The sequence below is a fragment of the Bacillus sp. SRB3LM genome (genome assembly GCF_015712745.1).
GTDB classification, from domain to species: Bacteria; Bacillota; Bacilli; order Bacillales; family Bacillaceae_G; genus Bacillus_A; species Bacillus_A thuringiensis_K.
Window position 1 is genome coordinate 169970 of sequence record NZ_VWVQ01000021.1, and the last position, 13833, is coordinate 183802.

The window sequence follows — 13833 nt, forward strand, 5'->3', positions numbered from 1 at the left end:
AAGGTTTTCTTTCGCAAAAAATTAAGAATCAAATGATATGATAAAAGTAACATAGGGGAGGAGATGAGTGTGAATCCGTTTCAAGTGATGCGAGCTAGATATTTTTTAATTGTATTTGCACTATTAATTTTAATAGCGAGAAGTAGTGGCGATTTGCTAACAAGTATATTTCATATACAAAATTCTTCTTTTATAAATACCCTTATATTCTATATCCTTCCGATGGTATGGATTTTTTATGAGTATAGAAAGCATCACATTTCATTTTCATTGTTTATTAATAAAAATGAAACATTTAACTTGGTGCAAGTTTTATACATTACGGTTATGTTATGCATGTTTAGTTACGGGTATCTTATTTTGTATATGTATAGTTTTGCATGGATTACACCGGACTTTATTATGAATGCCCTGCATGAACCGATTGTAGATAGTACTGGGGGATATGTATCTCAAGTCATTAGGGTCGTATTCATCGCACCAGTTATTGGGGAATTTGTTTTTCGCGGATTTTTACTTCAACGTTTTGCCACAAAATGGGGAACGAGCATAGCGACCATCGTTGTAGCAATATTGTTTGCGTTGTTACATGTTGATTTCCTCGGTGCAGCCATATTCAGCATCGTATTGTCGATTGTATATATTCGTACGAAAAGTTTACTCATGCCAATTGCAATACATATGTTAAACAATGCATTTGTAATAGGTGCGTCTTTTCTAATAAGTAGAGAAAAAATTATGAGTTTTGCCGATTTCTCAAATTATACGACATTCTTTCCTGGACTTATTATTTTTATAACAGGATTAAACTTAGTACTTATCTTTTTATTTGTTAATCGCAAGTATTGGAGTAAAGAAGTGCCAGTTATATATGCAGAGCAGGAAAAGAGCTTTTCAGATGTAGTCGGGAGTAAATAAGATGAAGAAGACGGTTGAAAAAATATTAAAAGATATTATAGATGCTACGTCTATCACAGATATGTGTGATAAAAGCTTTTGTCATTGGCTTCAACCTGTAGTAGATACGATTGTGTTTCCAGAGTATTACTTATTTTCTAGTACTCATTTAAAAGAAAATATTATTTCTCTTCTTATTGTGTTCGGGGTTTTACTAATATTTGGTCTAATTGTAGAAGAAATGATGAAGCGCATCTTCAGAAAGAATGAAGAGAAGTATATGTGGATTCATAAAGTATTCGAGAAAGTAATGGTGGCTTTCCTTTTGTTTTATGGTATAAAAACAATCATTTACTTTATAGCTTTGAAACATCATTAATTCGAAATTTGAAAGGGATGTATAAAATCATATGAATGAAACGATATCATCAAATAAGTTTTTTTATTTGATTTTGCTTAGTCTAGTGTTAATAACGACAGTGAATGTTATTTTGCGCTGGGAGGAAGCTTACTTTTTCATGTATTTAGCGCTCCATTTGTTGGGGATTTTATGTATAAGTGGTGGAGTCGTTACTGAAAAAAAGAGTGAAGAAAGCGTTAACTATATGTGTGTGATCGGTCTTGTTTTACTTTTAGCTGTACAGGGTATTATGAAATATAGTTCTTTCTCTTTACAAGATTTTAGTTTATTAATAGATGTACTTCCTTAAAGAGGCTCTTTATGTTATCTAAACAGTAAGTAGGATACGTGTTGGTTTGTAAGTGCGATCCTTATTCCGGATTATGAACCGAAGAAAGTGTTTAAAAATAGGTAAAACTCTTCTTATGTAGAAGAGTTTTTTTATGTAAATAAAAAGATTCAGCGCAATTCACATAATAAGCTTGTTCTATTTTAGCGTGTACGAACTTACAATAATAATAGACAGGCAGCATAGAGGAGGGAATAGCGTGAGGAAGGTTATCGGTTGGTCGCTTTTTTTGTACGTTGGATTTGCGTTACTTATATATTGGTATTTATTTGGATGGAATCATGAACTTATTCCGGACATGTATAAAGGAACGAGTGCAGATCCAGAAACGTTTATGAGTGCGAGAGAGCTTACGCTAAGCCAAGATTATTCGCGCGTGAAAAATTTACTATACTTTTTAGCGACGCCTCTTGAATGGATTATTTTATTATTTGTACTTGTGTTAGGTATTTCAAGAAAGTTTGAGAAATGGTCGAAGGAAACGACTAAAATAAGTGTCTTGCAAGTTGCGATTTATTTCTTTTATTTATCATTACTGACAACAGTGCTTGCCTTACCGATGCAATGGATTGGCCGGAAAGTGTCCGTTGATTACGGCATTTCAACACAAAGTACACAAAGCTGGATAAAAGATCATGTTATCGGTTTTTGGGAAAGTTATGCGACTATGTTAATCGTAGTTATCGTTCTATTATGGCTTATCCGTAAATTTCCGAAGAGATGGTGGCTAGCAGGGTGGGCACTCTCTGTTCCATTTACAATCTTTTTAACATTCATACAGCCTGTCGTTATTGATCCGCTGTATAATGACTTCTCAACGCTGAAAAATAAAGAATTAGAAACGAAAATTTTAGCGATAGCAGATAAAGCGGACATTCCTGCTAAACACGTATATGAAGTAAATATGTCAGAAAAAACGAATGCATTAAATGCTTACGTAACAGGAATTGGCCCTAACGCCCGTATTGTAATGTGGGATACAACGCTTAAGCAGTTAAAAGATAAAGAGATTTTATTTATCATGGCTCATGAAATGGGACATTATGTTATGAAGCATATATATTTTGGCGTTGCAAGTTATGTGTTGCTATCGTTTATAGGTATGTTTTTAATTAGTCGTATTATAAATATGTGTATTCGCAAATGGGGAGATACATTGCAAATTTCAAAAGTGGCATGTTTCTCCATTTTACCTTTATTTTTCTTAATTTCTTCTATACTCTCTTTTGCAGCACAACCAGCAACAAACTACGTTTCACGTATAGAAGAAAGAGCCGCAGATCAATATGCTTTAAATATGACGAAGGACGGGAAATCTGGTGTGAAAACTTTTCAATATTTATCAAAAACAAGTTTAAGCCAAGTAAATCCGCCTGCGTTAGTGAAATTTTTCTTATACACGCACCCACCAATTTTTGAAAGAATTCATACGTTTGAACAATATGAGAAACAAAGCAAAAAGGAGTAGCATGATAGCTACTTCTTTTTTTATAGAGATATAAGTTTCATATTGGGAATATTTATCATTGCTTTTTATTGTGATTTTGTAAATAATAAGCTATAAAATTCTAAAAATCTATATATAAAGGAATAAAGGTGAAAAAATGTATTTTTTACAAAATTTAAAAGTGAAATATAAATTATTGTCGCTTATTTCATTAGCAGTTTTAGGTATGATAATTATAAGCAGTGTAGCAATTAGTTCTATTAATAAGATTAAGCATGATACAGAGGTTGTAGTAGATGATTATCAATATTCTGCAATTTTATTAGAAGGAATGCTTCGCACACAAAATTCACTAGAATATAATTTATTAGAATTAATTACGGCATCACAAAATGAAGTAGCAAATAAAGAGGGAATAATTGATAATATTGAAAAGGATCTTAAAAAATATGATTCTTTATTAAAAGAATATGATGATGGTTTTAATTTAAGTAAGCAAGAGGATGAACTGTTTCAGAAGATGAAGAAATCTTTACCAAGTTATAAAGATACATATAAAAAAATATTTGAAAAGGCGAAGGCAACAAACGAGCCACAAATGGTACATGAATTTCAGAAGGAATTAAAACCGAAGGGAATAGAGTTAGCTGGTTATGCAGTGGATCTAGAATCGTATGTTTCAAACTTAGCTGATCAAGTGTTTAAAGATTCTCAAAAAATGATTGATCGATCCGTTATTACCTTTATCATTCTTGTAGTAGTTACTACAATCGTTATATGTATAGTAAGTTATATTATTAGCAAGCTTATAGTTGCTCCTTTACAAACGGTTAGTCGTATGATGGAAAGAGCGAAAGAAGGAGATTTAACCGTACATGGTGATTATACTGCTAAGGATGAATTAGGTGTATTAGTAAGTAATTTTAACGAGATGATTGCAGGGCTAAGAACAAATATGCAAGAAGTAGAGAATAATATTCAGCTTTTATTCCAACATGCAGACGGAGTAGTATCTGCATCAGAAGTATCTAGTAGTGCAGCGAAGAAAATCACTATGGATATTGAAGAAGTTGCAAATGGTGCAGAAAGTCAAATGCAAGCAATGGAACAAACTGCGGGTGCGATGGAAGAGTTGACACAAGGAATGCAGAGTATAGTCAATACATCATCCTCTGTAAATGAATTATCTGCTCAATCAGCATTAGATGCAGAGAATGGTAACAAATTAATGAAACAAATGATTCAACAGATGGATACAATCCAAAATTCGGTACATAGCGGTGTGAAACAAGTAGAGACTATGAAAGAACAATCAGAAGAAATTGTTAAAATCATTGATGTGATGCAAGGTATTACCTCCCAGATTAATTTATTAGCATTAAACGCTGCAATTGAGGCTGCACGTGCTGGTGAAAGTGGTAGAGGATTTGCAATTGTGGCAGATGAAGTGAGGAAATTAGCAGAACAATCTAGTGATTCTGCAAAACAAATTGAGAATCTTATTACTCAAGTTATGGGAACAACGAACCATACGGTACATATGATGGGGAAAGTAGATAATGAGGTACAGGCAGGCACACAAGTAGTAATGCATACAGAAAAAGTATTTGGAACAATTACAGAAAAAGTACAGCAAGTATCTGAGCAAATTCAAACGGTATCTATGTCAACAGATGAAATTGCAGCGAGTAGTGAGGAAATCTCGGCTTCTGCAGAAGACATGGCTCAAATTTCCCAAAGATCATCTGACCGAACTGATAGGGTAAAAGAGTCTATTCAACAGCAAGAAAAATCTGTTCAAGAGATTTCGGTTTCAATTGAACATATGCATAACGCAGCAGGAAAACTAAAACAAATAGTTGCCCAATTTACTCTTCAAAAGTAGTAGCATATTTGAGTGTTAATAAAGATAAAAAAATCATCCTCTTTTAAGAAAAAAGGATGATTTTTTTATCCCGTTATTTGCTGGGCAGTAAGACCCCCACCTCAAAATTCAGCGAAAAATGCTACCCTTGAAATATAAACTATCAATATAGTAGCCTCCATTAGGTATCTCCTTTAGGTGCCAATAAAGGGAAGTTATAAAGTGAAAAGGAGTTTATAAAGAAATTGTAGAATGTTTTAGTATATAACACCTTAGATGTAACAACTTCCTTTTTGAAAAAGAAAGAAGGAGGCATAAAGCAGAAAGGTAGTGGAAATATTTCTTCTAGAAGATTTGCATTTTATCTTACATTCACCAAAAAATAGTACTCCTGAAACAATGAAGTTCATTTTATTTGAATGAAATAGGGAGAGAGGATAATGAAGAAAAAAATATTGGGTGTAATGATGATTGCGACAATGGCAGGAGGTATATTTGCAGGGACGAATGTGATGCCTGTAAAAGCGGAAGAGTATCCACAAATGATTGTGTTTGAAGATGTTCCATACGGATTTTGGGCATATGATGCTATTATGGATTTAGCGTATCATAAAATTATATTAGGGTATGGAAACGGGAAGTATGGTGTTGGCGATCTTATAACACGTGAACAAGTAGCTGGGACTATTTACAGAACACTTGAGATAAAAGAAGAAGGGCCAGTAGCGAATCCATATAAAGATGTTTCTGATAGTACAACCACTTTTAAAAAGGAAATTTTAGCGTTAACAAAACGTGGGGTTTTTACAGGGGATGGCCAAGGGGATTTTAGGCCGAAAGCACCAATCTCTAGAGCGGAAATGGCTGTCATTTTAAAACGAGCATTTAATTTTGAAACGAAACAAAAACATACATTTAAAGATATTCCAAAAGGTCACTGGGCAGAAGATGCAATTAGTGCGTTACAATCTAATAATGTTGTGAGAGGAACTGGGAATGGCATGTATGAATTAAATCGCCCTGTACCTAGAGAACAATATGCTCAGTTTATTAATAATGCGATTATTAATTATCATTTGAAAGAGGATTGGAAGTAGAGTGAACTATGAAAGCACAAATAGAAATAGTTGTGCTTTTTTGTTTGTTTAAAAAGAATTATTATTCGTATTTATGTATTTTTATGGTTATACACAAGCTTTATAATCAACCCGATGAAAAAGACATGATGTGTAATATGATTCACAAAACCGTCACGAAATGTGTCGAAAAATATATTGTCTCTATACCATTTATTCTGTATATTTTTAAAAAAACATATGCATATTGGGGAGATAATTGGATGAGCAAAAAATTATTAAAAACAGCTACAGCATTAACAATTATGGGTGGGGTGTTATTCTCAGCAGAGAGTGATAGTGTAAAAGCGGAAAGTGCACCGTTGCAAAAAACAAATACAATTGTATTTCAAGATGTACCAAAAGGACATTGGGCATATGAGGCAATTCATGAATTAGCGGAGCAAGAAATCATTTTGGGATATGGTGATGGAATATTCGGTTTTGGGGATAATGTAACACGTGAGCAAGTTGCAGCTTTAATTTACCGTGTGTTTGATATGGAAGAACAAGATGAATATGAAAACCCATATGGAGATATCGATGAAAATTCAACAAGCTTTATCGAGGAGATATTGGCTTTAACGGAAATCGGAATTTTCCAGGGAGACGAGAATGGAAACTTTAGACCGAAGGCAACGTTATCGCGTGCGGAAATGGCACAAGTTCTTACGAATGCTTTTGACTTACAGGCAAAAGGATCTCATAACTTTAATGATGTTTCAGCAAATTCATGGGCAACGAATGCAATTAGTGCAGTACAAACAAATGGTATTACAATGGGAATCGGAGAAGGTAAATTCGGTCCGTCTATGAAGGTAACGAGAGAACAATACGCACAGTTTTTACATAGAGCAATATTGCATGATATGGAACAAGGGCAGTAATAAAGTTTAACTAGTCAAAGTGAAATTTAAAAATAATACAAAAAGGTCGTTGTTGTATAACAGCGGCCTTTTTTTTATAAAATAAAGCGCGAAAGAATGACGTTTTGAAAAAAATGAAATGAATTTTCAAAAAAAACTTCCTTTTCTGAAGATTTGTTATATAATATAAAACATGAAATCAAATCTGTTATAAAACAGTTTAAGAAGGGGATGCTAATATGTCGACGCAAACTTCACGGGTTACACTCGTTGGAGAAATGTTACCAGCGTACAACGAAATATTGACACCTGAGGTGCTTAGTTTTTTGAAGGAACTACATGAGAATTTTAATGAGCGCCGCATAGAACTTTTACAAAAACGTGTAGAAAAACAAAAGAGAATTGATGCAGGGGAGTTTCCGAAGTTTCTAGAAGAAACAAAACACATACGTGAAGCGGATTGGACAATTGCCAAGCTGCCAAAAGACTTAGAGGATCGTCGCGTAGAGATTACTGGACCGGTAGATAGAAAGATGGTCATTAACGCTTTAAATTCAGGAGCGCATCTTTTTATGGCGGATTTTGAAGATTCGAATGCACCAACTTGGGAAAACGCAGTTGAAGGTCAAATCAATTTACGAGATGCAGTAAAGGGAACGATTTCACATGAAAATGATAAAGGGAAAGAATATAGATTAAATGAGAAAACAGCTGTACTCATTGTACGTCCAAGAGGATGGCATTTAGAGGAAAAGCATATGCAAGTTGATGGGAAAAATATGTCGGGTAGTTTAGTAGATTTCGGCTTGTACTTTTTCCATAATGCGAAAGCTCTTTTAGCGAAAGGGAGCGGCCCATACTTTTACTTACCGAAAATGGAAAGTTATTTAGAAGCGAGATTATGGAATGATGTATTCGTATTTGCTCAAAAATATATCGGCATTCCAAATGGAACGATTAAAGCAACTGTGTTACTGGAAACGATTCATGCTTCGTTTGAAATGGATGAAATTTTGTATGAGCTAAAAGATCATTCTGCTGGCTTAAACTGCGGAAGATGGGATTATATTTTTAGCTTTTTAAAGAGTTTCCGTAATCATAATAAATTCTTACTACCAGATAGAGCACAAGTCACGATGACGGCGCCATTTATGCGTTCGTATTCTTTGAAAGTAATTCAAACATGTCACCGCCGTAATGCACCAGCAATTGGAGGAATGGCGGCACAAATTCCGATTAAAAATAATCCAGAAGCAAATGAAGCAGCTTTTGAAAAAGTGCGTGCTGATAAGGAACGCGAAGCTTTAGACGGTCATGACGGGACTTGGGTTGCCCACCCTGGACTTGTACCGGTTGCAATGGAAGTGTTTAATCACATTATGAAAACACCAAATCAAATTTTTAGAAAACGTGAAGAAATATGTGTAACAGAAAACGATTTACTAGAGGTACCGGTGGGAACGATTACAGAAGAGGGCCTTCGCATGAATATTAGCGTAGGTATTCAATATATTGCATCTTGGTTAAGCGGACGGGGAGCAGCACCCATTTATAACTTAATGGAAGATGCGGCAACAGCTGAAATTTCAAGAGCACAAGTATGGCAATGGATTCGTCATGAAGGTGGAAAACTAAATGATGGTCGTAATATTACGCTTGAATTAATGGAAGAGTTAAAAGAAGAAGAATTAGCAAAAATAGAAAGAGAGATTGGTAAGGAAGCCTTTAAGAAAGGGAGATTCCAAGAGGCGACAACGTTGTTTACAAATCTCGTTCGGAATGATGAATTCGTACCATTTTTAACATTACCGGGTTATGAAATTTTATAAAAAATGAAAAGGGGATGGAACAAATGAAAAACGAAAGAATCGAGAAGTTACAAGAAAGCTGGGAATTAGATGAGCGTTGGAAAGGGATCACACGTCCATATTCGGCAGAAGATGTAATTCGCCTGCGCGGGTCAATTGATATTGAACATACGTTAGCGCGTCGTGGTGCTGAGAAGCTTTGGACATCGCTTCATACAGAAGACTATATTAACGCACTTGGCGCATTAACAGGAAACCAAGCGATGCAACAAGTAAAAGCTGGGTTAAAAGCGATTTACTTAAGTGGTTGGCAAGTAGCAGCTGATGCAAACCTTTCTGGGCATATGTATCCAGACCAAAGTTTATATCCAGCGAACAGCGTACCTGCTGTAGTAAAACGAATTAATCAAACGCTTCAACGTGCGGATCAAATTCAGCATATGGAAGGAAGCGGTGATACAGACTATTTCGTACCGATTGTAGCAGATGCAGAAGCTGGATTTGGTGGGCAATTAAATGTATTCGAACTGATGAAAGGTATGATTGAAGCAGGTGCATCAGGTGTGCATTTTGAAGATCAATTATCTTCAGAGAAAAAATGTGGCCATTTAGGCGGAAAAGTACTACTACCAACGCAAACAGCAGTACGCAATTTAATTTCTGCACGCCTTGCAGCAGATGTAATGGGAGTGCCGACAATTATCGTTGCAAGAACAGATGCGGATGCAGCTGATTTAATTACGAGCGATATCGATCCTGTTGATAAAGCATTTATTACAGGAGAAAGAACACCAGAAGGGTTTTACCGTACGAATGCAGGTCTTGATCAAGCAATTGCGCGCGGTTTAGCGTATGCACCGTATGCAGACCTCGTTTGGTGTGAAACGTCAGAACCAAATTTAGAAGATGCAAAACGATTTGCGGACGCAATTCATAAGGAGCATCCAGGGAAGCTACTTGCATATAACTGCTCACCTTCATTCAACTGGAAACAAAAACTAGATGAAAAAACAATCGCAAGCTTCCAAAAGGAAATCGCATCTTACGGTTACAAGTTCCAATTCGTAACACTTGCTGGATTCCATTCATTAAATTACGGTATGTTTGAACTAGCACGTGGCTATAAAGAGCGCGGCATGGCAGCATACTCTGAACTACAACAAGCAGAATTCGCAGCTGAAAAACACGGCTACTCTGCAACACGTCATCAACGCGAAGTGGGAACAGGTTACTTTGATGAAGTGGCACAAGTGATTACGGGCGGAACTTCATCAACGACAGCGTTAAAAGGATCTACAGAAGAAGCACAGTTTACGAAATAAAAGGAAGGGGCACCTTTTTGAAGGGTGCCCCTTATTATTTTCTAAAAGATTCGAAAAGAGAGATTGAGTTGTCGGCAAAAAACAATACTAACTTTTCTTTATTACTAAATCAACTCCACTCAGCCCTATGATCACGAATAAACTTCATATCTTTCTCATAATGCTCTAGATGTCCTTCATCGATCATTCTTTGGAAATTCAAGTCGCCTTCTTGCGCTTTTCGTTTCATATATGTACATAACCCTTCTAATCGAAGTAACACCATTCCTAAGTAATCTTCATCCATATTTTTATCATAGGACTGAACGAACAAATTCACTCTCTCTTTAATACGATCTGCATGTTGCGATGAGTCATAATGAACGGCTTCACCAGATTCTGTATAATACACTCTACTTAAAGGCACACAAGTATAGAGTGTATAAGCGATATCCCATAGTCTTGGACCAGGAGCAGCAACATCGAAATCAATAATCCCTACTGGCTTCTCATTATTAAAAATAATGTTATATATGGCAAAATCATTGTGACATAAAACCTCAATGTTATTTGGAGTGTGATCCATCGGTTTCCAATCATCTAATAACGGAAAATCACTTACGGCATCATGGTAAAGGCGGAGCATCTTTGCGATTTCTTTTAATACATCATTAGATCGCATATATTCTTTTAAAGGATAATTGCCAGCTTCTCCTTCAATAAAGGATAAAATCTCTCTATCTTTTTCATCTACACCTAAAAACTTTGGAGCATAATGAAATCCTTTGTTTTCTAAGTGTTGCAATAGCTTATGAATCTTTTCACTGCCTAGCTTTAACTCTCGCCGAACAGTATTTTCAGAACGATATACGTTTGAGACGTTTCCCCCTGTTAGTCTTTCTTCTTTAGCGTAGTTTGACATGTGAAAATTCCCCCCTGTGATTAAAAAATCCAATTCCAAATAGTGAATAGACCAACAATGGCAGAAAAGAGAAGGGAAGCAAGCAATGCTAGACAGCCAAAAGGAACTAGCTTATCTTGCCATGTTTCTTTATACTCATAAACTAAATTCTCTACTACTTCTTTCTGCATTGAAGATAAGGGCTTATCTTTATCCAAACCCTTTATATGGATAGAATCGCCTTTAAACTTTAAAGCACGTGCAATATGATGAGGACTATTTCCCATTGATTTTTCAAATAATAAACATGATTCATGCATAATATCTGTTTTATGCTCTTCTAGATACCAGTAACGTCCAGCCATTTCCGGATATTGTAATTTATAATAAATATCTCCGAGTTGTTTTCGAAGATGTAATTCATTTGGGTATGTAAAGATGAGGCCATGCAATCTATCTCTTGCTTTTCCAAGATTATTATTTTCAATATCCTCTTCAATTCTTTTTAATGTTTTTTTAGGAATTTTATTGGTCATAAACTCCTCCTTATTTAGAATAGAGATAATTATATTTTATAAGAAATACTAAAAATTAGAAATTCTATTTTCGAAAAAGATTGTACATTTTATTTTAATGTGCTATGATAATGTCAGTTGAATAGTTAAATTAAGCAATCCATATGTTATCAAGTGCTGAAAACGAACGAGAAAAAGTATGTGAGAACTAGTTTATGTTTCGTATTTGATAATGTGTGGATTCTTTTTTTAGACAGGAAGACTAAAAAATTTAAAATTTGTATTTTCTTAGGAGGAAATAATTATGGCAGTAACAGGACAAGTAAAATGGTTTAACAACGAAAAAGGCTTCGGTTTCATCGAAGTTCCAGGTGGAAACGACGTATTCGTACATTTCTCTGCAATCGAAACTGACGGTTTCAAATCTCTAGAAGAAGGTCAAAAAGTTAGCTTCGAAATCGAAGACGGTAACCGTGGACCTCAAGCTAAAAACGTAATCAAACTATAATTTTATAGTTGATGATGGAAAAAAGGATGGCTAATGCCATCCTTTTTTTAGGTTGTGGAGAAAATTTTTCCAGAGCCTGTTTTTATATGTAACTCTCTTTTTTTTATGTTAAAACTGGTAAAAAATTATCGGGAATGCGTATTAGTTTCTGTAGAAGAGTTAGTTCAGCAAGAGCATTTGCTGCGTATGATAGTAAATAACTATAAATTTGTTTTCTCTGTTGAAATGGGGAAATCTTTTCTAGATAGACCTTGAGTAACATCTTTTTTGTTAGCATTGTTGTTGGAATTTTGTACGTTTTGAGATGATGTTTCTAACAGTTGTTCTTGTTCCTTACTAGGGGTATTCAGAGCATCTGAGGGGATGCTATTAACCTGCTGGCTTAATAGATCTTCTTTATCCATAAGTATACAGCTACTTTTTGGAATTCGATAAAAAGTAATGTAATTATAACTAGCTACTTATATATTGTGTTTTTGAATGAAATTATATACAAAACTTATATTACAAAGTTAACTAATTAACGAATTGTTAGTGATGGATAAAGATGTACAAATTTTAATTTTTTAACAAAAATTAAAAGCGGGTAACAAGTACAAATACTCTTTCTCATGTTTTATATAAGGAGCATATTACAAATCAAAAAAGATGTAGAGAACCTTGGAAGAAAATATAGTTGTTTTTTTAAGGGTTAAGAAGAATAAATAAAATGATACTACAAATGTAAAAAGGCATTCCATAAAGGAAGGCCTTTTATTGTTCTTGCCCTGATTTTTTCTTCTCACGTTTTTTACATTCTGTACATTTTGATTTACGAAACGGTTTGGCAAAGAATAGCAGAATGAAAAATAAACCGAATATAATACTAGCTGAGTTTTTCACGATAATGATGCTACTATTTTTCATTTGAATCGATGGTTGGATTTCTTTTTCTTCCATAGTGGCCCTCTATATATTGGATTTACATTTTAATTATAGCAAAGTTAATTGTTTTAATGATGTGAAAATAGGAAGGGATAATAAATATTTATAGGTAGTATAAATGTTGTTTTTATAACTTTAAAATTAAAAATCACTATATTGTGATTTTATTATTTAACAAATGTTTGATAAATGATAAAAAACTGTAAAAAAGCGGAACTTGTAAGCCATTTCCTTTTCATAGATGCTAAAATTATATATGCAGCTGCTAATATAAATGGAAAAAAGGAGATAATGGAGTATGGAAAGTAAAGTGGAACGCTATGTCGAAAATTATGTTGTAACGAAAAATACGATGGCCTTACTTCCTGTTATTCTAAGTGAAAAGAAAATTGTTACGCGAGTCGTTGAAATGAATGATTCTTTTTTCGTATTTCAAAAACCTCTAGATATTATAGAAAGAAGTTGCCGCAAGCATGGCTCTAGTTTCTTAGGCAGAAAAGAAGGAACGAAAGAGTTAACTCATATTACACATAAAGCACCGATTGCGATTAGTCCAGCAGATCAACTTTATTTTTTCCCTACCTATTCTTACTCTAGAAAAGAGTGCGCTTGGTTGTCTCATTTTTATATTGAAAGTAACAAAGAATTAAAAGATGGAAATCTTATTATTAGATTTATAAATGGTTTTGCTGTGAAATTAGAAATATCAAAAACTAGTTTTGAAAATCAACAAAATCGTACAGCGAAATTACGTACTGAATATGAAGATCGTAGGAAAAAACAAGGGAATCCTTGTTTTAAAGAGGTCGATAAAAAAGAGGAATCAACATTAAGACCCGCTTATGAGAAAGTGTATGTTGTTAGAGAAGAAGAAGTGTAATATAGAAAAAGCTGCCTCTAGAATGTTGCTTTAAGCGGCATTCTAGGACAGCTTTTTT

The 13833-nt window shown here is 34.4% G+C and carries 15 protein-coding genes and 1 pseudogene; 12 read left to right on the forward strand and 4 right to left on the reverse strand.

What is annotated here, in order from left to right:
• Positions 1-69 precede the first annotated feature (69 nt).
• The 10 genes and pseudogenes from F3I02_RS14090 to aceA all read left to right on the forward strand — a co-directional run bounded on the left by F3I02_RS14090 (position 70) and on the right by aceA (position 10068).
• Positions 70-918, forward strand: a complete 849-nt coding sequence (locus F3I02_RS14090) for a CPBP family intramembrane glutamic endopeptidase (protein ID WP_001067990.1) — start codon at positions 70-72, stop codon at positions 916-918.
• A 1-nt stretch (position 919) separates the two neighbouring features.
• Positions 920-1276, forward strand: coding sequence for a hypothetical protein (locus F3I02_RS14095; protein WP_000754328.1), 357 nt, complete (start codon positions 920-922; stop codon positions 1274-1276).
• Between the two features lie 31 nt (positions 1277-1307).
• Positions 1308-1607 (forward strand): DUF2101 family protein, encoded by a 300-nt coding sequence (locus F3I02_RS14100; RefSeq protein ID WP_002163887.1) that lies wholly within the window; start codon positions 1308-1310, stop codon positions 1605-1607.
• Positions 1608-1845: 238 nt separating this feature from the next.
• A complete protein-coding gene (locus F3I02_RS14105; protein WP_196478086.1) occupies positions 1846-3114 on the forward strand; it encodes a M48 family metallopeptidase in 1269 nt (422 codons plus the stop codon).
• A 136-nt stretch (positions 3115-3250) separates the two neighbouring features.
• Positions 3251-4030 (forward strand): annotated as a pseudogene (locus tag F3I02_RS35125) (MCP four helix bundle domain-containing protein); the annotation flags it as partial.
• 156 nt (positions 4031-4186) lie between these two features.
• Positions 4187-4978 carry a methyl-accepting chemotaxis protein gene (locus F3I02_RS35130; protein ID WP_406940645.1) on the forward strand — a complete coding sequence of 264 codons (792 nt, stop codon included), beginning with the start codon at positions 4187-4189 and terminating at the stop codon, positions 4976-4978.
• Positions 4979-5397: 419 nt separating this feature from the next.
• Positions 5398-6054: an S-layer homology domain-containing protein gene (locus F3I02_RS14115; protein ID WP_046945922.1), complete on the forward strand. Its 657-nt coding sequence runs from the start codon at positions 5398-5400 to the stop codon at positions 6052-6054.
• A gap of 137 nt (positions 6055-6191) precedes the next feature.
• Entirely contained in the window at positions 6192-6959 is a 768-nt protein-coding gene (locus tag F3I02_RS14120) for an S-layer homology domain-containing protein (protein ID WP_116777462.1), read from the forward strand.
• A gap of 218 nt (positions 6960-7177) precedes the next feature.
• The gene (aceB, locus tag F3I02_RS14125; protein WP_000107337.1) at positions 7178-8767 is read left to right on the forward strand and encodes a malate synthase A; all 1590 of its coding nucleotides are present in this window, start codon (positions 7178-7180) and stop codon (positions 8765-8767) included.
• 23 nt (positions 8768-8790) lie between these two features.
• On the forward strand, positions 8791-10068 hold the full coding sequence (gene aceA / locus F3I02_RS14130; RefSeq protein WP_196478088.1) for an isocitrate lyase: 1278 nt from the start codon (positions 8791-8793) through the stop codon (positions 10066-10068).
• 109 nt (positions 10069-10177) lie between these two features.
• Here aceA and F3I02_RS14135 read toward each other — a convergent pair whose 3' ends face one another.
• Both F3I02_RS14135 and F3I02_RS14140 read right to left on the reverse strand, forming a co-directional pair.
• Positions 10178-10969, reverse strand: coding sequence for a phosphotransferase (locus tag F3I02_RS14135; RefSeq protein WP_046945920.1), 792 nt, complete (start codon positions 10967-10969; stop codon positions 10178-10180).
• A gap of 20 nt (positions 10970-10989) precedes the next feature.
• Positions 10990-11484 (reverse strand): DUF6584 family protein, encoded by a 495-nt coding sequence (locus F3I02_RS14140; RefSeq protein WP_163050737.1) that lies wholly within the window; start codon positions 11482-11484, stop codon positions 10990-10992.
• A gap of 283 nt (positions 11485-11767) precedes the next feature.
• On the opposite strand from F3I02_RS14140, the gene cspA reads away from it, so the two are divergent.
• Entirely contained in the window at positions 11768-11971 is a 204-nt protein-coding gene (gene cspA / locus F3I02_RS14145) for an RNA chaperone/antiterminator CspA (protein WP_000301523.1), read from the forward strand.
• A 200-nt stretch (positions 11972-12171) separates the two neighbouring features.
• Here the strand turns inward: cspA and F3I02_RS14150 are convergent, their stop codons facing one another.
• Both F3I02_RS14150 and F3I02_RS14155 read right to left on the reverse strand, forming a co-directional pair.
• Positions 12172-12375, reverse strand: coding sequence for a hypothetical protein (locus F3I02_RS14150; RefSeq protein ID WP_000356609.1), 204 nt, complete (start codon positions 12373-12375; stop codon positions 12172-12174).
• Positions 12376-12724: 349 nt separating this feature from the next.
• On the reverse strand, positions 12725-12910 hold the full coding sequence (locus F3I02_RS14155; RefSeq protein WP_000391367.1) for a hypothetical protein: 186 nt from the start codon (positions 12908-12910) through the stop codon (positions 12725-12727).
• A gap of 283 nt (positions 12911-13193) precedes the next feature.
• Between F3I02_RS14155 and F3I02_RS14160 the strand changes: the two genes are divergently transcribed.
• Positions 13194-13775, forward strand: a complete 582-nt coding sequence (locus F3I02_RS14160) for a competence protein ComK (RefSeq protein ID WP_046945919.1) — start codon at positions 13194-13196, stop codon at positions 13773-13775.
• Positions 13776-13833 lie beyond the last annotated feature (58 nt).